The organism is Colwellia psychrerythraea (assembly GCF_000764185.1).
Taxonomy (GTDB): domain Bacteria; phylum Pseudomonadota; class Gammaproteobacteria; order Enterobacterales; family Alteromonadaceae; genus Colwellia; species Colwellia psychrerythraea_B.
This window is the reverse complement of record NZ_JQEC01000015.1, coordinates 112,766-134,347: the sequence shown is the minus strand read 5'-3', so window position 1 is coordinate 134,347 and position 21,582 is coordinate 112,766. Positions and strand designations below refer to the sequence as shown.

The 21,582-nt window shown below is 38.1% G+C and carries 13 protein-coding genes; 6 read left to right on the top strand and 7 right to left on the bottom strand.

The annotated features are described in order from the left end of the window. Positions 1-12: 12 nt before the first annotated feature. Together GAB14E_RS15110 and GAB14E_RS15115 are read right to left on the bottom strand one after the other, a co-directional pair. Positions 13-195 carry a hypothetical protein gene (locus GAB14E_RS15110; RefSeq protein ID WP_033081629.1) on the bottom strand — a complete coding sequence of 61 codons (183 nt, stop codon included), beginning with the start codon at positions 193-195 and terminating at the stop codon, positions 13-15. A gap of 197 nt (positions 196-392) precedes the next feature. Then, entirely contained in the window at positions 393-1,505 is a 1,113-nt protein-coding gene (locus tag GAB14E_RS15115; protein WP_197061172.1) for a S66 family peptidase, read from the bottom strand. Between the two features lie 70 nt (positions 1,506-1,575). Here GAB14E_RS15115 and GAB14E_RS15120 point away from each other — a divergent pair, with 70 nt between their 5' ends. Further along, positions 1,576-2,025, top strand: a complete 450-nt coding sequence (locus GAB14E_RS15120) for an HIT domain-containing protein (protein ID WP_197061171.1) — start codon at positions 1,576-1,578, stop codon at positions 2,023-2,025. A 182-nt stretch (positions 2,026-2,207) separates the two neighbouring features. Here the strand turns inward: GAB14E_RS15120 and GAB14E_RS15125 are convergent, their stop codons facing one another. Continuing rightward, a complete protein-coding gene (locus GAB14E_RS15125; RefSeq protein ID WP_033081628.1) occupies positions 2,208-2,780 on the bottom strand; it encodes a hypothetical protein in 573 nt (190 codons plus the stop codon). A 364-nt stretch (positions 2,781-3,144) separates the two neighbouring features. Here GAB14E_RS15125 and GAB14E_RS15130 point away from each other — a divergent pair, with 364 nt between their 5' ends. Then, on the top strand, positions 3,145-4,521 hold the full coding sequence (locus GAB14E_RS15130; RefSeq protein ID WP_033081627.1) for an MFS transporter: 1,377 nt from the start codon (positions 3,145-3,147) through the stop codon (positions 4,519-4,521). A gap of 128 nt (positions 4,522-4,649) precedes the next feature. Here the strand turns inward: GAB14E_RS15130 and GAB14E_RS15135 are convergent, their stop codons facing one another. Then, positions 4,650-7,910: a fibronectin type III domain-containing protein gene (locus tag GAB14E_RS15135; RefSeq protein ID WP_197061170.1), complete on the bottom strand. Its 3,261-nt coding sequence runs from the start codon at positions 7,908-7,910 to the stop codon at positions 4,650-4,652. Between the two features lie 529 nt (positions 7,911-8,439). On the opposite strand from GAB14E_RS15135, the gene GAB14E_RS15140 reads away from it, so the two are divergent. Further along, entirely contained in the window at positions 8,440-8,808 is a 369-nt protein-coding gene (locus GAB14E_RS15140; RefSeq protein WP_033081625.1) for a VOC family protein, read from the top strand. A 627-nt stretch (positions 8,809-9,435) separates the two neighbouring features. Here GAB14E_RS15140 and GAB14E_RS15145 read toward each other — a convergent pair. Further along, positions 9,436-12,318, bottom strand: a complete 2,883-nt coding sequence (locus GAB14E_RS15145) for a TonB-dependent receptor plug domain-containing protein (RefSeq protein ID WP_033081624.1) — start codon at positions 12,316-12,318, stop codon at positions 9,436-9,438. Positions 12,319-13,171: 853 nt separating this feature from the next. Then, positions 13,172-15,877, bottom strand: coding sequence for a collagenase (locus GAB14E_RS15150; RefSeq protein ID WP_033081623.1), 2,706 nt, complete (start codon positions 15,875-15,877; stop codon positions 13,172-13,174). 565 nt (positions 15,878-16,442) lie between these two features. Between GAB14E_RS15150 and GAB14E_RS15155 the strand changes: the two genes are divergently transcribed. The 3 genes from GAB14E_RS15155 (at position 16,443) to GAB14E_RS15165 (ending at position 20,821) form a co-directional block, all read left to right on the top strand. Beyond that, positions 16,443-17,828, top strand: coding sequence for a sodium-dependent transporter (locus GAB14E_RS15155; protein ID WP_033081622.1), 1,386 nt, complete (start codon positions 16,443-16,445; stop codon positions 17,826-17,828). 134 nt (positions 17,829-17,962) lie between these two features. Beyond that, on the top strand, positions 17,963-19,828 hold the full coding sequence (locus GAB14E_RS15160) for a M1 family metallopeptidase (protein ID WP_231562009.1): 1,866 nt from the start codon (positions 17,963-17,965) through the stop codon (positions 19,826-19,828). Between the two features lie 327 nt (positions 19,829-20,155). Further along, the gene (locus GAB14E_RS15165; RefSeq protein ID WP_033081621.1) at positions 20,156-20,821 is read left to right on the top strand and encodes a LiaF domain-containing protein; all 666 of its coding nucleotides are present in this window, start codon (positions 20,156-20,158) and stop codon (positions 20,819-20,821) included. Between the two features lie 169 nt (positions 20,822-20,990). Here the strand turns inward: GAB14E_RS15165 and GAB14E_RS15170 are convergent, their stop codons facing one another. Further along, positions 20,991-21,296 carry a DUF1330 domain-containing protein gene (locus tag GAB14E_RS15170; RefSeq protein ID WP_033081620.1) on the bottom strand — a complete coding sequence of 102 codons (306 nt, stop codon included), beginning with the start codon at positions 21,294-21,296 and terminating at the stop codon, positions 20,991-20,993. Positions 21,297-21,582 lie beyond the last annotated feature (286 nt).

Below are 21,582 nucleotides of genomic sequence, written 5' to 3'. Positions count from 1 at the left end.
ATATTAATTTGGCTAGATGTCTGATGCAGGTGTTACTTTCACATACTCATAACTAAATGCTCTGACTTTTTTACCTGAATCTGCAACAAACTCTACAGTTGTTGAACGAGGTAATATTAATACTGCCTCGTACTCTTCTCCAGTTAAAAAAGTGTCATTGCCACATACTAGGTCTTGGGTTAATTTGATCCGCATTACTACTTTTCTCTATCTATGTTGAATAATTGAACGGATTATACCATCTTTTTTACATACAAATTAGTACAAAAAATGTTCTGACTGATTTCAAGAAAAATTATGGAAAAAAACATGCTATCTGAACATTAAATTGCACTTTGGCCGACCAGTAAAAAGGCAGTCAGAAAGGGAAGCTGATGCTTCATATTTTTATTCTACAGGTTAGAAAATGACTCGATAGTAATACTTTTCTGGTCAGCATTTAAAGTCGCCATAGAGCCAATAGGTAAAGTAATCATAGGATGGGTATGACAACAATCATATTCGGCCAAGATAGGGATGTTAGTTATCCCCATGACTTCTATGAGTATTTGATAGGGTTTTCTCCCCGTGCCTTGGTCGTCGAATTTTTCATGTTTCCCTAGAATTAGTCCGCCAACACGGTCAAATATGCCGGTTATTTTAAGGTGAGAAAAAGAGCGTTCCACTGTTGCAGCATCTTTGAAACTATCTTCTATCAGTAAAATATCACCTTGATTGATATCTGGCATGTAAGGGCTAGCAAAAATTCCTTGAATGGTATTTAAGTTTCCAGCAATGAGTCTACCGGTTACCTTGCCAGGGTTAATCGTGACTAGTTTGTTGACTGATTTACTTTTTTCTTTGCTTTGTTTTTGCCAATCAATATAATCTTCAGTCCAAAACTCAGGGTTTTTAATGGTGTGAGGCAACTTTGGTCTTTCAACCATATTATAAAAATATTGATAAGTTTGATCTAAAAAGTATCCCATTTCACCAAACGATGAGACAAGTGCTGGACCATAGTAAGTAATAATCCCTGTTTGAGCATAAATGCCAAACAACAAGGCGGTAACATCAGAATAACCGATTATTATTTTTGGATCTTTTCTCAGTGCTTGGTAGTCGATATAAGGCAACATAGAATTTGAAACCATACCACCCATTGTTGCCATTATGCAGCGTACTTTGGGGTCTCGAATCAGGATGTTTAATTCTTCTACTCGTGCTTGAATGCTACCAGAACGATAATTATCTGACATGCCAGTTAAACTGCCAGCTTGCAGTGTAAAGCCTTTTTTCTCCATGAAGTGTTTTGCCCGTTCAAAGCGCTTAAATGCGAAACTTGTTGCTGGCGTTGAAGGAGAAAAAAAACCGATGGTATCGCCTTTTTTCAATGAAGGAGCTACAACATTAGCTGTGCTATCCCTTTGAAAAGCATTTGCCATCGTTATGCCAGCCGCAGGTATTGTTGTTGTGAGCAAGGTTCCTTTTAGTAGTCTTCTGCGGGAAATATTCAACTGACTCATTTACTGCTTCCTTTCATTTGAAAAACTGTTCATTATATTTGTTAACGTAAAATATATATGATTTTCCCCCATGATAAGTAGACTATTTTTTGTTTTGTTATTGTTAATGCCTTCTAGCGATACTTTAGCTGGTAATGAAACAGTATCTGGCATAGGTAAATATGACAGTAATAATGTTTTCGCCAAAATATTACAGGGAAAAATTCCAGCGAAAATTATTTTTGAAAATGAATATGTTTTAGCTTTTGAGGATATTCATCCGGTAAAGCCAGTACATGTACTTATTATTCCCAAAGGGCAATATCGCTCAATAGTTGACTTTTCAACTAGCGCAAGTGATGAAGAAATTATAGCGTTAATAAAATCATTGGCGAAGATTGCCAAACTGATGGGATTAACAGAGGATGGCTTTAGCCTGATGACAAATAGTGGCCATAATGGCGGCCAAACTGTTGCTCATTTGCACTTTCATTTGTTGGGGGGAGAGCCTATAAATTGGGAGAAGGCTTTACGAGAATAAACTTCAGATAACTGAGCGCTAGGTTTTACTTTAGATTGCTTTGAGTATTATCGATACAAAGTATACTGCTAAGTATTATTTAGCGCTTACGGCTTTCTGTCACGTAGTATTAAAAACGGTCCTTTAGTTTTAATACTACGTGACTTGGTCAAGTAGAGCAGGTTTAAAATATTTGTCTCCAGCTAAAATAGTTCGATTTCTTCTGTTTCGCAGCTACTTTTGTTTGCCATGTCTTGCTTAAATTCAATTAATGCTTCTTCAATAGGTACTCCGGAAACCACTCTATCAAACATTCGACGCTCTTCTTCCATAGTATATTTGCTACGAATTGTTTCTTGTAAGGCTTGCCAAGCAATAGGTGAGTATAATTCTTCAGGATTACTAATAAGCGTAGTTAAAGAGCTAAGGCTTTCACTAACATGATCTAACCTTTGGCTTAATTTATCGTAAAACTGAAAAGCTATTATCGCTGAATGTACTTTATCAAGGGCCGTAGAAGTAGAGCCTTCAATTATTAACTTCATTTTAGTACTACTGTCATTTTCTTGATGTAATTGTGAAATAGAGCTCTGAATATCACTTAAATTTGTTGCTAACCCGGTAAATGACGTCGATAAAGTTGAAACAGAAGAGTTGCCCTCATTCATCGATTGATCAATTTGAGTAACGGCCAAATTAAGCATTACGATAGTTTCTTTTAATTGACTCCAATCTAAGTCTGGACGAGAAGAGGTTGATCCTGATAAATAGCTCATTTTGTACATCCTTGTTCTAATTAAATTTAAAATAAAGGTAAGAATGATAATTATAGAAGTAAATGCAGATTTTTCAGGTAATTAATTATTAGTTACTGAAATTGGCTAACTTCAATGAGTATGAAGATACGCTTATTATATTTTCAAATTTTCACTAATCAATGAAATAATCCAACTGAGCATTAGCTTTTGCTAATTAGATTGGTTACTGCCAATACTTGCCTTTGCTCAGTTGACCTAAACCATTGAATAACTTAGTGTCAATTTAAGCTAAGATTAATACTTAGCAATTAACCTTAAAAAGAGCCATCGACACTGCTTATTATAGTCAGTAGCACTAGTGTTGATTGCTCTGGGAAAGATTATGTCTAACCGACCTCCACAGCAAATGAATATTATCATTGCCATGTATTTGGGTTATGCCGCCATGATGATCTGTCGTCAAATGGTCACTATTCTCAGTCCCGCTTTACTTGCCGATGAGGCTTTAGCTTTAACCAAAACCAATATTGGCGACTTTGCCGCATATGGCACCTTAGGTGCGCTGGTTGGTAAACTGATTTGGGGTCCGCTTGCCGATAAGTTTGGTGGACGATTTACAATGTTAGTTGGCATTTTCCTTACCGCGTTATTTATTATCGCCTTTGGACTTTCGCCTAATGTCATGATCTTTACGGGCTTTTCATTTCTGCTTTATTGCACTAAGTCTTCCGGCTGGCCTGCAATGACAAAATTGATAGGGCAGTGGTATCACCCACAAGGTTATGGTCGAGTGTGGAGTATTCTCGCGACTAGCTCGCGCTTAAGCGTGGTGTTGGCGACGCTGTTTTTTGGTTGGTTGTTGAGCTTTATGCATTGGCGCACGGTAGCGTTTATCGCGGCAGCTTTTGCGCTAGTCATTTTTGTTGGTTGTTATTTTTATTTGCAAGAAACTCCTGAAGAACCTGACTTTTTTAAAGTAGATGAAAATAAAAGCAGTAGCAATACGAATGACGATAGTAATACCGATAAAAATAGAAATGCCGATAATTTTGAATCTGCTCTGGCAGAAAAAAAGGCGCTAGAGAATAGATATAATCATCCACTCAAGAATACCAGCCCGGTTGCGGGAATAGTGAATTTTGCAAAAAGCCCTAGGGTTTGGCTAGTGGTGATCATGTTGATGGTGCTCACTTGCATGATGGCTTTTTTGGATTTTGTCGCTATTTACTTGATGGAAAGTTACCAATTGACGCCGTCACAGGCAGCAATGGCCTCTACCGTTTTTCCTGTAGGCTCTTTGGTCGGGCTGCTGACGGCTATCGCCTTTTACGATCGCTTTTCAAAGCAGGGCATCAGGACAGTATTAACCATATCGCTGATGCTGAGTTTATTGAGTGTGCTTACTTTACAATATTTGCCTTTGTTTAATTTGAACACACAATTGAATTACTTAGTGGCGCTGGTAGCAATTTTTATATTCGCTTTTTCAATTTCACCCGCTTATTACCTACCTATGTCGATATTCTCTATTGAATATGGCGGTCGTCATAGTGCAACTTTGGTATGTTTAATTGATGCCTTTGGTTTTGCGGCCAGCGCGATATTTGCCTTTATTGGCGGTAGATTGGCTGATAGCGCTGGTGGTTGGTCTAGCTTTATGAATATGCTTATTTTGATTTCAGCCGTAGGAATTGTCGCTGTTTGGGCATTTATGCAGGCAGAATATAGGGCAGCAAAGCAGGGCAGTTATGTTGAGTAGTTAGTCGGAATAGCTATCAGATGAAAATAATGCGCGATTACTAGGTAGCTTAGCTGTTAAACAGCCAAGCACCGAAGTAAAAGCGCATTATGATTATTGTGTTCTAGATATACTTTAACTTTGCACTGCTATTTTTCAGTGTCCTGCAAAGACATCGGTAGTTCGAGTACACCAATTGGTCTAGTAGTGGTTTGCACCGGCCTTAGTGGCACTGCTGTAGCACTAGGTATTGGCGCAGATTGTGGAGATGATATTGCCCCTGGCACTACATTTGCTGGTTCAATGGCATGTTTAGCTGCCAAATTAGCTGCCATTAGGAAGTTACCATCTGTTGAGTAGTTTAAATGACGGTAATAAAGGTAAATATTATTCCAGTCATTAAAATCACGCATGTTGTCGTATCTACCAGAAACATAATCAGGTGCGTGAGTATCATAGTTAATGTTATACGAGATATTACGATTACTGACTGAGCCGTCGCAATTAAGATCTAAGCCGCCAAGTACATAAGCCTCGTTAAAGCTACTTTCATTAAAGCTGGCGTGGTTGCCGTAAGAGTAATCTAAATTATAACTTTGCCAGTTAGTTTCTAAGCCACCTGGGAAGTTACGACGAGAAACTCCTGCGCCATATTTATCTTCAAGTAATGCCATACAGCCAGCATTTTTATCACGGCGGACACTTACGTAATGACGGTCTTGAATCATTTCATTTTCGGTAAAACCAATACCATTGTTTGGTACACCACTTAAGGCGTAGGCATAGTTCATTACACTGGTATAATTTGGCTTATAGTTTGGTTCATAATTAGGGTAACTGTCTGGCCAGCCGCCATGACTTAAACCTAAAATATGTCCTAGCTCATGCATAAATACTGAAGATTGACTGTTTATCATGCGGTTTAACTCTGTGTCATTATCAGCATTTAAGTACCAGCGACTCTTTGTTGCTTGTGATGGTGAGCCAAGTGCGACGTAGAAGTAGTGATCGAAGTAATCAGGTGCTTGTCCTGAAGAGCCTTCACCACCGGCTGCTTGTGAGCTGGCAAATAAGGCGTAGTAAAATAGGCGGGCACGCTCTGGTTTATTATCAAAATAAACCGGCATGTAACTAAATACTCCAGGGTAAGTATCATTATTCTTCATACCCGGTACTGCATGGTTACCGTTGTATTCATTACGCCAATCAGAAAGACCAATCCACGGAGAGTATTGCACCGCTTGACCGCCACCTAAATTGTAATTTTCAGGGCCTGAGCCATATAAACCACCGACATCAAAATGCAAAGCGTAACCACGGTTGGCAAACACTTCTTTGACTTTATCAAACACTTCTTTTCTTGGCTCAGTGCCGTGATCGCCTGAGCTGGCTTTGCTCATGTAATCAACTTCAATAAACAAATCGGTAATACCTTTACGAGCACCCCAAGTGTGTACTGGCATGCCAAAGAAAGTTTTTCCGGCTTCTTCTGCACAGTCAGGAATACCATCAACATCTGCGTCAATATTAATGTTATCGCAATACGGTTGTACTGGAGATTGTTGTGTACCTAAGTTTAAGTTCCAAGACAGTGTTTTACGCGACATATAACCACCGCTGCGCACTTCAAACTGAATAGATTCAACATTGCTTGAGCGAGCACCAAAATGAGAGTAACTATAGGCAAACGGCACGTAGTTATCATCGTTGTAATCAGTGGCATTACTGACATGGCCGTAATCACCTTGACAAGTAACTTTCATGGTGTAATTACTTGGATTAAAGCCGTTGCCTTGTACATAAAGATTACCACTTACTGAGAAGTCATCAAAAGATTCTCCGTATTTACCAATATCAATTCCGCCATTAACATCCGGTAAATTACAGCTTTGAGGCGCTGAAATAACGATACTTTGTGCAGCCGTGTTATTACTTTCAATATTGTCACAAACCGCTGCAACCTTAACTTGGTATGAACCAGCAGTTAAGCCACTGATGGTTTTACTAACACTGGCCTGTGTTGCCAAGTTTTGCCAAGTACCATTACTCGATAATTGAATTTTATAAGCTGTTGCGCCTGAAACTGAGTTCCAACGCGCATTAAAGCTACTTTCAGTGGCGCTACTTAAGATTAAGCCTGTAGGAGTTGATAACTGGCTAGGGCAGGTACTTACTAAATTAACTAAGGTCCAAGCACTTTCACTAGTCAAATTTGTATCACAGCTTGCTTTTGCAACAATGCGCACATATTGATCTGAACTTGATGGTAGATCAGTTAGTTGGTAACTGTTACTGCTAGAGCTTGCCACAGTTACCCAAGAGCTGTTTTGCCATAACTGAATATCATAACTATCGGCATCGTTGACTGCATCCCAAGTAATAGTGAACGAATCAGCGGTGGTATTACTTATGACTAAGTTTGTTGCTTTAGCTAAACTTTCAGGACAAATAACAACACTGTCATCATAGATAACGCTTATCCACTGGCTTTCACTGGTAATTGTTTCGTCACAATCAGTACGGGCAACAATGCGAACATATTGTGTTGCACTCATGGTAAGGTTCGATAATTGATATGACAATTCAGCGGTGTTATCGAGTGTCGACCAAGCGCCATTTTGCCATAACTGCACATCATAACTATTAGCATCAGTAACGGCTGTCCAGGTTAAGGTAAATTCGTTATTGGTGATGTTACTTGCTGCTAACTCTTGTGTTTTTGCTAAGGCGCTTGGACACTCAACAGTTACCTCACCACTTATTGCTACTGTGATATAACCGCTGTAGTCACTGCCTCCACAATCATTTATGGCACCTACACGTATGTATTCTGTACCAGCAGAAAGTTGAGTGAAATCATAAGTTGTGGCTGTTGTTGTATTAACATTTAACCAACCTGAACTGTCATGCCATTGTTGTAATTCATAACTTGTCGCACCCGATACTGCAGACCAATGAGCAGTGAAGCTATCACCCGTTAAGTTTGACTCCGCTAGGTTGGTTGGCGTGGTAGGTGGTACACATTGGGCGATACCCGTTATATCAACCGCAAACCATTCACTTGCTACACTTTGCTCATTACAGGCATTGCTAGCGGTAACGTTAAAGTAGTAATAACCTTGTGAAAGGTTGTTGACGGTTGCTTGGTTATTCGTACTTGAAACTTGCTGGTAGCCGCCATTGATATAGGTTTGTAGTTGGTAGTTATTAGCACCATAAACATCATCCCATTGAATGGTAACTGCGGTGCCAGTATTGCTGACCACAGACAAATTAACCGGTTGGTTAAGCTGGCTACAGTTAGCTGCTTGTACTTGAGCGAGTGAGCCCATGGTGAATATAAATATCGCGGCGCATGCCTTGATACTCTTCATCAGCGATGTAACGCTATTGAATAATCGATAGTTCATAAGTTGTCCCTTATTATTGGTTTTTTTATAAGATTTATTCATGTTTTATATGCAGCTTCAGCAGAAGCTATTGGAATGATAACCAAGAAAGGACTAGGGTCAATAGCCCTTAAGTGACAATGGGATAAGTTTGGATGACTATTTATATTTATTTAAAACAGTGGGTTATGTGTTTTTGTTGTTATTGGTTACTTTGTTCTGTTACTTGGTTACCGACTAGCGACAGTTTATGACAAGTAAATATTTTCAATTTAATGCATGTTTTTTTGCCATAACATATAGATAAAGGTTTTAACGCAGTTTCAGTGCCTTTTAATGCATACTTATCTTTAAGTTACTTGTTATCAAAGATGGGTCAAATTGCGTTATTTTTGGGTAAGTATTCACTTTAGTGGCAATGGAACGGTATTTTAAGTGCACCAATAAGGCTTTTGACAACAGTCACAAGGTGCTTGGTGACTTTGGTACTTATACGGCTTGATATTACTTGTTACACATAACTATCGCTAACTTTACTTCAGGATATAAAATGATCAGTAATATAATATTACCCACAGCAAACATATCAAATGCTGAGATTTTTTATGATGCATTGCTCGGCTTATTTGGCGCCAAAAAAACGAGGCAAAATAACTCTAAAATTTTATGGAAATGCCGAAATGATAATGTTGGTTTAATGGTTTGTGAACAAAACAAATCATCATTAGCTAAAAAAAATCATTCATTGACTGTTGCTTTAGAAGCAGACTCTCCGGCAGAAGTTACTATGATTTATCAAGTGGCATTAAGGTTAGGTGCTACCTGTGCGGGCAAACCAATAACAAGTGATATTGGTGGGCATGAGGCGTATTTTTTGGATGCAGATAAAAATAAATTTGGAATAATTTTTAGCAAGTAACTGACTAATTTTGTATCAATTTATATGATTATTGTTGATTAAGCTAAGGGAGTACTTTTATAAGTACTAATAAATTACAAAACCAACAGACTGTTTGATGTGTGAAATACAGGTTTCAGCCTTATTTCACTAAACAGGCAGAAATGACATCAACTGTATAAATACGGAGTAATATGAGGGGGTAGTATTAGATTGGCTGCTGTTAAAAAGGATTAAGTTACCTTTCGTAATACAAAGATTACCTTTTAACCGATACGTTAGGGAATATAAGGCAATTAATTTGTGACTCATGTCTTATTAGGGCACGAAGTCAACCTAGTTCACTTGTAGTAAATCTAATATAATTCAATGGATGCAGTAAGTAATATTCAATGGCAATTTTGGATGATAATTACTAGCCATTTTTATGTATTGGATGGCTAAACTGATGTTATTTTCCATTAATGACTTTGTTATTATAAAGTTGATTTTTCAGACATTAATCATCTCTTCACCTTATTCCCCATAAATAAATTTTAAGTTAATTACTTTAAACACTCTGATTATTGATAATCATAACCATTAAAAAAGCCACTATATAACTATAGTGGCTTTGGTTTTAGTCCATGAAACGTTAACTAGCTAACATTAGAACTGTTGGCTAAAGCGAACAAACCAGCTGCGACCAAATAAACGGTAGTTACTTTCATCAGTATTACCATTTTGCGCCGGTTCAATATAAATCGGCTCTTCGTCGGTTATGTTAGTAATACCAGCAGAAAGTGTGGTGCCGGTATCGAAGCTATAACTGGCTGTTATATCGTGATATAAAATGGAATCAACACTATACATATGATTGCCTGCACTTGGGTCAGTAGCATCATTTTGTGTGCTGCCGTAGTATAACAAATCATCATACTCTAGCCCTGAAATGAAGTACGCAGCATAACTTAAGTTGAGGTTATTTAAGGTATAGTTAGTGGTGAAGTTTACTTTGTCAGTGGCGTAACTGTTATCGTTTTCAAACTGACCGTTTAAGTCCTCCATTTCGAACATGAAAGTGGTGGCATTATATACCTGGTTTTCACGCTCTAAAAAGTGACTCCAAGAAAGGTTTAAGTAGAACTCACCCGATAAAGCTTCAAAGGTATAATTTGCTTCAAAATCAATGCCTTTAGCTGTCATAGCACTTAAATTTTCTGAGCGCTCACTAATATCAGTAATTTCACCACTGCTGTCACGAACAATGTTGTTACAAAGTGAGGTAACGCCACCTTTATAACAGCCGTCTAATGAATCACCAGCGCCAACAGCGTCAATTACGTTTTCAAGATCAATTGCCCAATAATCAAGTGTTAAACCTAAGCCTTCAATAAAATCAGGCGAATAAGCAATACCAACTGTTAGGCTGTCACCTTCTTCAGGCGTTAAGCTATCGTTACCACCAACGGTTGAACGTTGTTGACCATCGACATTGTTACTGCCACCAACAGGTACATTATCAGCTTGACAGTTACCTTGTTGAGCACTGGTTAGATCACCCCAGTTAGCACTACTACATGGGTCACTGGTAAACGGATAAGAATCACCCGATGGAGCATAAAGATCGAACATTGTTGGCGCTCTAAACACAGTGCCGTAGGTACTACGCACCAATAAACCGTCAATTACATGCCATTCAAGACCAAGTTGGTAAGTCGTTGAAGAACCAAAGAGTTCAAAGTCATCGTAACGAACACCAATCGGTACCTCTATGCTTTTTACGCCAGGTAAATCACTTAACAAAGGTACTCTGATTTCAGTGAAAACACTGGTTACATCAAATTCACCATTAGTCGCTTTTGATGTATTACCAGTTACTTCTCCCATAAACTTACCCGAGTCTACTTGGTTTTCAGCTTTTTCGTCACGATATTCGAAACCGACACCCGCGGCTAAAATACCTGCTGGTAATTCATAGATATCACCGCCAACAAAACCGGTAAGTGTTTGTAGGGTGTAATTTCCAGAGCTAGATAAAGGTGCAGAGGTATAATCAAGCATTTCTTGGGTAACTGAACCAGGGCCACCAAATACGTTCATAGATACACAATCGTTAATTGGTGCTGCGGAAGTACCACAAACAATATTTCCGTCAGCGTCTTTAAAAGAAGGGCCCATAGCTTTAGCTAGGTTTGGTCCATAGAGCTGACCAAATTCTGTTAGTGAATATTGGTTGTAACCATAATTGTAATTTAAATCATAAGTCCAGCCATCACCGAATTCACCTTCCATACCAATAACTTGTTGGAAACCAACATTGTCTTGTTCAAAGCTACGACCACCTTCTAACATACGACGACGTGAGCGCGTAACGTCTTCATCAAATGGGTTGTAGTAGTTGTCTTTAGATACGCCATTAAAGTCTGTGCCATCAGGCAGTATGCCGCTATAAGCTGGATCGTAACGGGTATCATAAGGTACTGCGGCTAATTCTTGACGTGACGTACGTTTGTTTATGCGCGTTTCAGTGTAGAAAGTAACATTGTCGTTAAATTCAAAACTTCCTTCAACAAACATGTTCAATTTTTTGTAGGGGGTTTGCAAAAAGTTTACTGGTGCGTAGTTATAGGTATCGTCAGGGTTAACGAAATCACGCATATCACCAATACTCGCGACACCACCATCACAGGTAGCATTAGTTTGATTAGGACGACCTTGCATATAGTATTGACCACAAGGCGTTGAGCCACTACCAATAGAGGTGACGTTACCACCAGCTTGATTTGGCGGAATTAAACCGTTGTTCCAAAAAGACAGCTCATCTTGCTCAGCGGTAGCGCTCCATGGGCTAACAGACCAAGGGTGGTTGAGGAATTCAACACTACTATCACCTTGATAGACGGCATCTTGGTCGACATAGTCAACACCAAAAACTAAGTGACCATCGTCAAAGGCTTTACCTAACACTAAACTGATGGTTGTTTGTGAATTCTCATCAACGTCGAAAGAATTTGATTGCTGAGCATTAAACTCCACCCCTTCAAAATCACGACGAGTAATGATGTTAACTACACCGGCTACTGCATCGGCGCCGTATGTTGCTGATGCACCATCTTTTAATATTTCAATGCGATTAATCATTGAAGCTGGAATAGTTTGAAAATCACTGGTGGCAGGTCTTCTGCCATTAATTAGCACCAAAGTCCGTTCTGAGCCTAAACCACGCAGCTCAACGGCGGTACTACCATTACCACCATTGTTGGTAGTGGTCATGGCAGGAGAGCCTGACATGACTGCACTGCTTTGTAAAAACTGTCCTACATCTTGGATACCTCGTATCTTCAGATCTGCTGCGGTAATTATCGTCACAGGGCTTGCTGATTCCATATCAGTGCGTTTTAAGCGTGAACCGGTAACTTGAATACGCTCTACTTCTTCAGTCGCACTTGGCTCAGCTGAAAAAGCGGTGTTTGAAAATGACAGGGTGCTGCCAGCACCTATCATCATGGCAATTCTTATAGCTTTAGCGACTTTATTATTGTTATACATTTTTTTCCCTTAATCACGATAGTGATACAGTTTTTTGTTATGCCAGGGCTAAATACCTAACCTGACTTGGTAACAATGACTTTGTTATATTTATTATTTTATTTGATCTTTTTTTGTGTTTGTTTTGTATCTTTTTGATAAATATTTGTCTATTCCAGTGTCTTTAATAATAAAAACACTACAAATGTATACAATATAAAATCGACGTCAAGAGCTAGGGTCGGGGCTAAAAGTAAAGCCATGATAAAGAGTGTTTTTGTTGTTAACTGTATATTTTACAGTTACTTATTTTGATGTGTTTGATTGTTGTTTGTTTTTCATGACCGATATGACTCAGCTGATGACAATGTAACAACTGTTAATACCATGAAAAAATAATGAAATATTTTGCAATAAGTTGAAATACTTTTTTTTTGGACATTTATGGCAATATTATTGAGTTACCCAGTAACAATTATCGATAAATTGACCGATATAAATCACCGAGAGACTCAAAATAAAATTCTGTTAGCTTTAACATGAAATTCACCTAGATTAGCAAGTAAAAAACCCCAGAATGAAAACAAACTGGGGTGGGTAAGCTTTATTTTTAAGTCAACTTAGCAGCGTTTTGCCCCATGTATGAAGGCAAGGTAAGAAGTAATTGGCATTAATAACAATAGCAAAATCATTAATACTTATCAGTTGGACTACCTAGTAAACACGACAGACCAGGTTGAATTATGTACAAAAAAAGTAACTCCCTAAGACACAACAAGATGTAAACTTAGAACACCTGTAAGGTATTGGTGTTCTGAGCTGAGGCACTTCAATAGGTGAAGTGCCTCAATTTATCAAATTCTACTAAGCCTTCTTATGGGCATGAACGGTAATAAGGGCTGTTGCCGAATATCTCATAGATGATGCCATATAAAGTTGGGTCTGCAGCTTGTAGTGCACTACGTGTATTTGGACCACCACCCATATTGGCATTAAAGAAGCTTTGCACACCTTCAGCAAAATATTCTTTATAATCATTCATTGCATAATGACCAGCACCCCAAAGGCTGTAGTAATTAGCATTTGCATGAGCTGATTGTAATCTTGAGCTAAAGCCAGGAAATACATAATCTAAACCAAGTAGATGTAAAGAGTGCGCGTATTCATGAATGGTAATATCTTCACCTAGGTAGCGGTCATTAGAATGACACATAGCATTTTCTTCAGCACTTGAACCTAAAGGTACTGAAGGCATACCACCTAAACCACGGGCACGTTCATCCCAAAATGCAGAGTCAAGGTGACTATATTCAGGCATCCAAGTTGTTAATTCTGAAGGATATGTACCCATAACACCATGACGGAAACCATTGGCAACCATCATAGGTACTACGCGGCTATCAACCGTTTGCATGACACTATCGAGTAGAAATGCTGTTCTATGAAGCGCCGCATCAGATGCGTAACGACCTGAGATAATAGGCAGTCCAGTACCTGAGCTACATAAACGTGTGTAATAGTAGCTGTTTGGCATGTTGCTAGGGTAAGCTTGAATACCACCTTGACAACCAATGGCCCCAACAGGATCTGGAATAATAATTGGATCATCACCTAGCATGTTGTAGTTACCATTGCTTTCAACGGTGATAACTTTCATACATTGACCTGCTTGGTCAGTAACTATCCATCTATCGCCGGTGTAACTACCGCGACTCCAGCTATCGCCTGGGGCAAAGTTGTCGTTATATACTTTGCTATAGCGAGAGCCATCCGCTGACAACCATTGTACTTTCAAACCCGTTTCACTGTTGTTATTAATCGTGAAGTTTGTTGAAGTACCGTTACGGCTATAGGCTTGTCCTTCAAGGTTACAAGAAGCATCTGGCACTAAATCTGGTGTAGGTATAACAATGTCATCGACTGTATAGTCAACAACAATTGAGCCACCGCTAAATCCTGCATAAGCAGATACTAAGGCAAAATAAGTACCTTCGCCATCGCCAGCACTACAACTCTCATTGCTATCTGGTGAATCAGATTTACAGTCATAACTGCTCGTAGTTGGCATACTACCTTTTTTCACATAAAGGTCGGCATCACCATTGTTTGCTGCAACACTAAAAGTTACGTTTTTGGCATCTGCTGGCACTTCAATGAAAAAGTCTTTTACATCTCCAGCGTTGGCAATAGCAAGGTTCTTGCTGCTAGCTTTAGTTAATTCATTATCTTCTGGCGTTATAATAACATCGTCATCAGCTTCAACTTTGAAATTACCATTGGTCACTGTGGTGAATAACTCAACACAACTTTCATTGGTATCTGTTACTACCCATTTATCACCAATATAAGAAGTACGGCTAAACGTTTCACCTGGGGCAAAAGCATCATCGTAAACATTAGAATATAAGGTGCCATCTTCTTGTAACCAGCGGATCTGTAGCGTTTGGTTGGTTAAGTTTTCTATATTAATAGAGGTCGTGGTTGACGTTCTACCTGAATAAGGTCCCATAGCTGCACATGAGCCTTCACCCGGTGTAACCGGGTCTATGGGATCAGTGGTGGGTGTATGATCCCAACACTCATTGTTTGGACTGTCGTGATAGGTTGCAGTACATTGTAGCCATTCGTACCATTCACTGCCGTTTTGAGAAGAAAAGTTTTGAATATAGCTGTTATAAGCAGAATAATTTCCACTTCTAAAGTAAGATAAAATAGTATCAAGTGCTTCAGGATGACGTTCAAATATAAAAGCAACACCCAAATAACCCCAGTTATAAATGCGACCGGTATCATGTTCGTACGTGGTATTAACAACATCGGCAAGGGAGTAGTTTGCTTGTTCGGCCAATTCGCGAGCATAATCATAAGGCCAATCAACCCAAGCAACATATTCTGCCGAACCTTCTAACCAAAAAACCACATTATTTGAGCTTTCCATGTAAGTGGCAAAGTTACCATCCATGTTGTAGCGACCATCAAGATAATGATTAAACTCATGAGATAAGTTCATTATCCACCAACTACTGCCATCATCGGTAATATAGGTGACATAACTGGCTTGGTTACCGGGCACACTCGGATCACCTTCTAAATACATGCCACCATTATTGGTGTCGATACCAAAAATTTGCGCAGCATTATATTGATAAGAAGCATAGTCTTTAAAGGCATTAATTTGCACGGTAGTATTATTATCACCAGATAAAGGCTGCTTAGCTGTTTTCATTAATCGGTGGTAGCGTTCTTCTTCAGAAATCAATTCATCACATACCGCTTGTAAGTTTTCAGCTGTGATATAAGACTCTGAACGAATTGAAATTTTTGAGCCACAGTTATAGTTATAACGCAGTATATTTTCACCGGCATTATAAGGGATTGATGACTGAGCTACAGGGCTGTTATGTTTATGCGACTGAGCATGTGAACCCGGTTTACTTAAATTGATAATACTCTCAGCCGTTGGTGGAGTATTCACTGTGGCAGCATTACTAAACATGCTTACCGACATTGCTAGTGATGCCAGCGCTGTTTTATAGCAAGTGGCATTATTTTTTTTATTTGTGACCCTGTTACTTATCATTTTGATATCCTCATATTGTTTTTTTTAGCAAAGATTAATCACTTTCCCTGTTAGTTAAATAATTCAGTACAACTTCAACTGTTTTAATTAACTACATCATTCCTACCTATCTGCTTAGCAATTTCTTTCACATTTATAAGTACTCATTTTGGTAAAACCTTTAGTTATTAAGCATTACAAATTGCGTAAGATAATTGCCAGACTACATCAATGTATACAATATACTTAAAATTTCAAGGCTATTTTTTACGTGATGAAAATTTTCAATAAAACAGCTGGTAATGTTAAAATAATGTTATAAATCAGCTGGTTGTGGTGTTTGTTTTTTTGTTGGTTTTCATTGGTAACACCCAAATAGATATTGGTGACACTTTTCTTACGGCTAATGACATAGGCGCTAGGTAAAAATAATTATTTTGTTATTAATAAAAATAGAAATCGCTAACTAAATATATAAAACACCGTTAAATAGCTACTTGTTTTAGTTGTATTCATTGCAGCAACACGAGTAATTAATACAAAAATTACAGCTAAATAATGTGTGCTTATCTACTGGGAGTAAAAAATGGCTGCAATTGCAGGACAAGGTAATAATGAAAACTGGTCATCAAGGCTGACTTTCCTTATGGCTTCAATCGGTTTTTCTGTAGGGCTAGGTAATATCTGGCGCTTTCCTTATGTAACCGGTGAAAATGGCGGTGCAGCGTTTGTCTTGGTATACCTTGCATGCGCACTCTGCATTGGTGTGCCGCTAGTTATGTCAGAGTGGGCAATTGGCCGCCGTGCAAAAAATGCGGCTTCTGCGGCTGGCAGCTTTAAAGAAGTGGCGAAACAAAATAATTTATCATCTCGTTGGTCTGGTGTTGGCGGTATGGCAATCGTAGCCGTGTTTATGATGATGCTAACTTACACAGTGATCACCGGCTGGACTCTGGATTATTTTACGATGGCGGTGGTTGGTGAATTTAACGGCATTAATGCTGAAGAGTCAAAAAGCGTTTTTAATGAGCTGATGTCTGATCCCATGCGGTTATTGTTTTGGCACTCATTAGTCATTGTTATCATTATGTTAGTTAATGCACGAGGTTTAAAAGGCGGCATAGAAAAAGCAGTCAGTATTTTGATGCCATCATTATTTGTTTGTTTAATTATCATGGTTATTTACGCCGCTTTGGTTGGAGACTTTTCCGCAGCAGTGAACTTTTTATTAACGCCTGATTTTTCTCAAATAACGGGAGAAACCTTTTTACTGGCGTTGGGGCAAGCGTTTTTCTCTATTGGTATTGCGATGGCGGTAATGGTGACCTACGGCTCTTACTTACCTAAAAAAGCTTCAATTACTCAAAATGCTTTTATTGTTGTTTTCGCAGATACCTTGGTGGCCATGTTGGCAGGTTTTGCTATTTTCCCTTTGGTTTTTGCTCATGGTTTAACGCCTGATGCCGGTGCCGGTTTAGTTTTTCAAGTACTACCTATTGCCCTAGGAGACTTGCCTGGTGGCCAGTTATTCACCGGTATCTTCTTTTTACTACTTATTGCCGCCGCATTTACCTCATGTATTGGCAACTTTGAACCCATCATTGCTTGGGTAGCTGAAAAGTTTTCTTTAACGAGAATAAAAGCTACTTTTGCTAGTGGTTTTGTTATGTGGTTATTGGGCATCAGCTCAGTGCTGTCATTGAACCTAATAAAAGAGTTTCACCCATTTGGTTTCATATCTTTACTTGAAGGTAAGACTATTTTTGAAAGTCTTGATTATATTTCGGCCAGTATTTTATTACCTATTGGCGGTTTATTAACGGCAATTTTTGTTGGCTGGCGCATTCCTGCTAAGGAAATGCAAGCAGAGCTTGGCTTAAAAGCATCAGCCTTTCGAGTTTGGCAGCTACTAATACGCTTCTTAGTGCCCGTTGCTATTGCCATCGTATTTATTTCTGGCGTGACGAGTTAATCGTCAGTAGGCCAAACTGCAACCATTATTGTAAAGCTTAGCCAGTTCTCTTTGGTTGAGGTAGTTGTTATTTCAACAATTACCTCAACCCAAAAGGGCTGGTCACTTGTTCCATTTATCAGAGTTATTTAATTATGAAATTAACTAAATTATTACTATTTCTATTTGTTTATCTTACCAGCATAGCCAGTTTTGCCAGTGATACTGAGCTCATCATTGTTAGTTCAAAAGATAAACAAGCTATTGAAGGTGCCATTATTTATGATAAGCAGTCCCGTGTTGCTTATAGAAGTGATTCTCAAGGGAAAGTTATAGTAGATTCAGTCATTAAATTTGTACAAATCAAAGCTAAATATCATAGACCACAACTGCTCAGTGTGACTGAGTTAACCAGTAATATTATTGTGATGGCGCACGATGAAAAGTTGTTAGTGGCAGAGCAACAACTTAGCTACCCAAAAAAGAATAAGTTGTGGGGGAATTATAGCGAATATCGCTCGAATAATGATTTACTCAGTTATGACTTATCCATTAAAGTTGATCCCGAAAACAAACATATTTCGGGTAATAATAAAATACGCTTTAAAATGCTTAAAGCAGACAATAAGATTCAGTTAGATTTATATCAAAACCTTAATATAGATAAAATTCTTTACCATGGTCACCCGCTTAAGTATGAGCGAGAGCTAAATACAGTCTATATCACTTTTCCTAATACGCTGAAAAAAGGCGATGTTGAGGAAGTCGATTTTCATTACTCTGGTTACCCACAAGCAACAGGGCGATTTGGTTGCTTTACCTTTAAGAAGGATTCATTAGGAAAACATTGGATCAATACTGCCTGCCAAGGTACTGGCTCTATGGTTTGGTGGCCAAATAAGGATCAACAACCTGATGAAGTTGAAAATATGATAATGCGAGTGTCAGTGCCCTCTGATCTGAAAAACATCTCAAACGGCCGATTAATACAAACCAATATTTTAGAAGATGGTTATACCGAATATGTGTGGCAAACACTTAACCCAATCAACAATTACAGCGTTTCTTTAAATATAGGTAATTACGTACATTTTGGTGAAAAACTCGGGCAATTAACCCTTGATTATTATGTATTGCCGCAAGATTTAGACAAAGCCAAGCAACAGTTTAAACAAGCGAAACCTATGATGGTTTCCTACCAAAAATATTTTGGTGAATACCCTTTTATTGACGACGGTTATAAATTAATTCAGGCACCTTATACCGGCATGGAACATCAAAGTGCAGTGACTTATGGTAATGGTTTTCAAAATGGTTATAACCGTGGGCCAGACGTTACAGCCGATTGGACCGGTGTTGGTGTGTCGCTGAAATTCGATTTTATTATTATTCATGAAACAGGCCATGAATGGTTTGGTAATAGTTTAACCAGTTATGATTTTTCTGATTCTTGGATCCATGAAGGCTGGTGTACCTACGCAGAAGCTGTTTATGTTGAAGATCAATTTGGCTACGACGATGCAATAAAATATATAAACGGTTATAAAAATAAGGTTGAGAATAAATTTCCTATCATAGGGCAGCCCTCGGTAGCTCATTGGCCAACATCAGATATCTATTTTAAGGGGACATTATTTATCAATACCCTAAGGCATATAGTTAATGATGATGAAAAATGGTGGGCAGGCGTGAAGGCGTATACCACCGGTTTTAAGAAATCGCATTTATATACAGTTGATGTGTTGAATTTCTTTAATCAATATTTTAATGATGATTTTGAAAAGGTATTCGATCAATATTTATATTTTAATACTATACCTACACTCGAAGTATCAAAATCGAAAGGGCAGGTCAGATATCGATGGCAGTCAGATGTTGATGATTTTAATATGCCCATTGATGCAAGAGTTGGCGGTGATAAAATTCGACTCTATCCCAAAAATACTTGGCAAACTATAGCTACTACTGGCGATTTTTCAGTGTTGGAAGAGCTATTTTATATCCACGTGAAAGAGGTATAACAATGTAAATATGAAATATGTGCTAACTTCAGGCAGTTGATGTTGGCGCATTTCAGATATACTAAACGTGAAGTTTACTTAGCCTTATTTTTATAACTTTGGTCAAATAAGCTAATATCTAGTTCACTTAACAAAAACTTACACTTACTTGTTTTATAAGTTGTTGAATTTATATGTTTATATTTATGGCGCAACATTTGCTTTATCTGTTAATAAATAACAACTCGTTAACTCATTAGTTTTAGTTTGCCTTTAAATAAAAATGACAGTTCAGGCTTAAATTTAGGCTCAGACAAGGTATAGCTTCAGCTTAAACAAGGAAAAGATATGTCAGTAACTCTTGAAGATAGACCGATTGAAACCGTACGTAGTGAAGTGATTGATCAACTGATCATGAACTATAGCCATGGTGAAATATCTTTTGAGGCATTTGAGCGCAGATTAGACCAAGCTATGGAATTGGCTAATCATCAAGATTTAGTTGAGCTAACTAACGATTTATCTCTTGCAGTTGATAAAGCTTTTGTCGAAAGTAAAAAGCAAGATTTATCGCCAAACTATGTTGCCGGTGAAGCGGAAGAGTTAGACTATATGGTTAATGTTTTTAGTGGTAGTACCCGTGGCGGTGTTTGGAAGGTGGCTAAAGAAACCCGCTATTTTAGTGTTTTTAGTGGAACAGATATCGACTTCACCGATGCTCAGTTTAGCCAAGAAGTGGTGCGCATTAAAATATTTAGTTTATTTAGTGGTGATACTATTTACGTACCTGAGAATATTAATGTTATTTCAAAAGCATTTTGTATTTTTGGCAGTATTGATAATTTAGCACCGAGCCAAACAAGGTCGTCATTGGTAAATAAAAATAGTGCTAACAGGCCAACCATTATTATTGAAGGTTTTGCTATTTTTAGTGGTGTAAGCATTAAAGTAAAACGCAGTATGAAAGAACGTTTTGTTGGGCTAGCCGATAGCTTAAAAAATATGTTTTCGTAATATCAACTTGTTTAGTGATTTATAAATAGTGAATGTTAAATAGAAAGTTATAAATAATGAGATTACGCTCGAATCGTTCTTTAGGGCATGCAAAGCTTTAAGATACAAAGCGATAATCTCAATATTAATGGCTATCTACTGGCATACAATAATATCCGAATAGAGTAGTCTACTTTTCATAACTCGCTATTATAGTGGCGCTACCAACGGAATTAACAAAGTACTTTTCTTTAACCACTAAGTATTGTGGCTCTGAGAAAAACCCTTCCATTTTATTCTTACTGCTAAAATTTATAGTAAATACCCGGTTTATATCGATATCGCTATTTTCAGGTGAAATTAATACCTCTGACACGGTAAAATCATAACCAAATGCTCCCTGATAATCAGCCAGAATTGGTTTCATGGCTTTGCGGTAATCTTCATATTTCAGATCATCTAAAACATGCAAACCGACGAGTATTTCATACGACATATAACTTCCCTAAGTTTAATTTTTAGTATTTACAAGTAACCGTTTTGTGTTTTATCGTAAGTAACCTGAACTCTGGATAAGCAGCATTTGTTCAATATTCCCCTTTATCCAATTATCAGCGTTAAAACGTCGATAAATAACTCGTTATTCATAAACGTTTTGCCTTGAAAACCGAATAAATTGAAACATCGATAGAGTATATCGCTATTTAATTCGGTAAATGCTATTTTTTAATAACTGTAAGTTGTTGTTTTTACTTAAACATCAAGTGCTCATTATCCAGAGT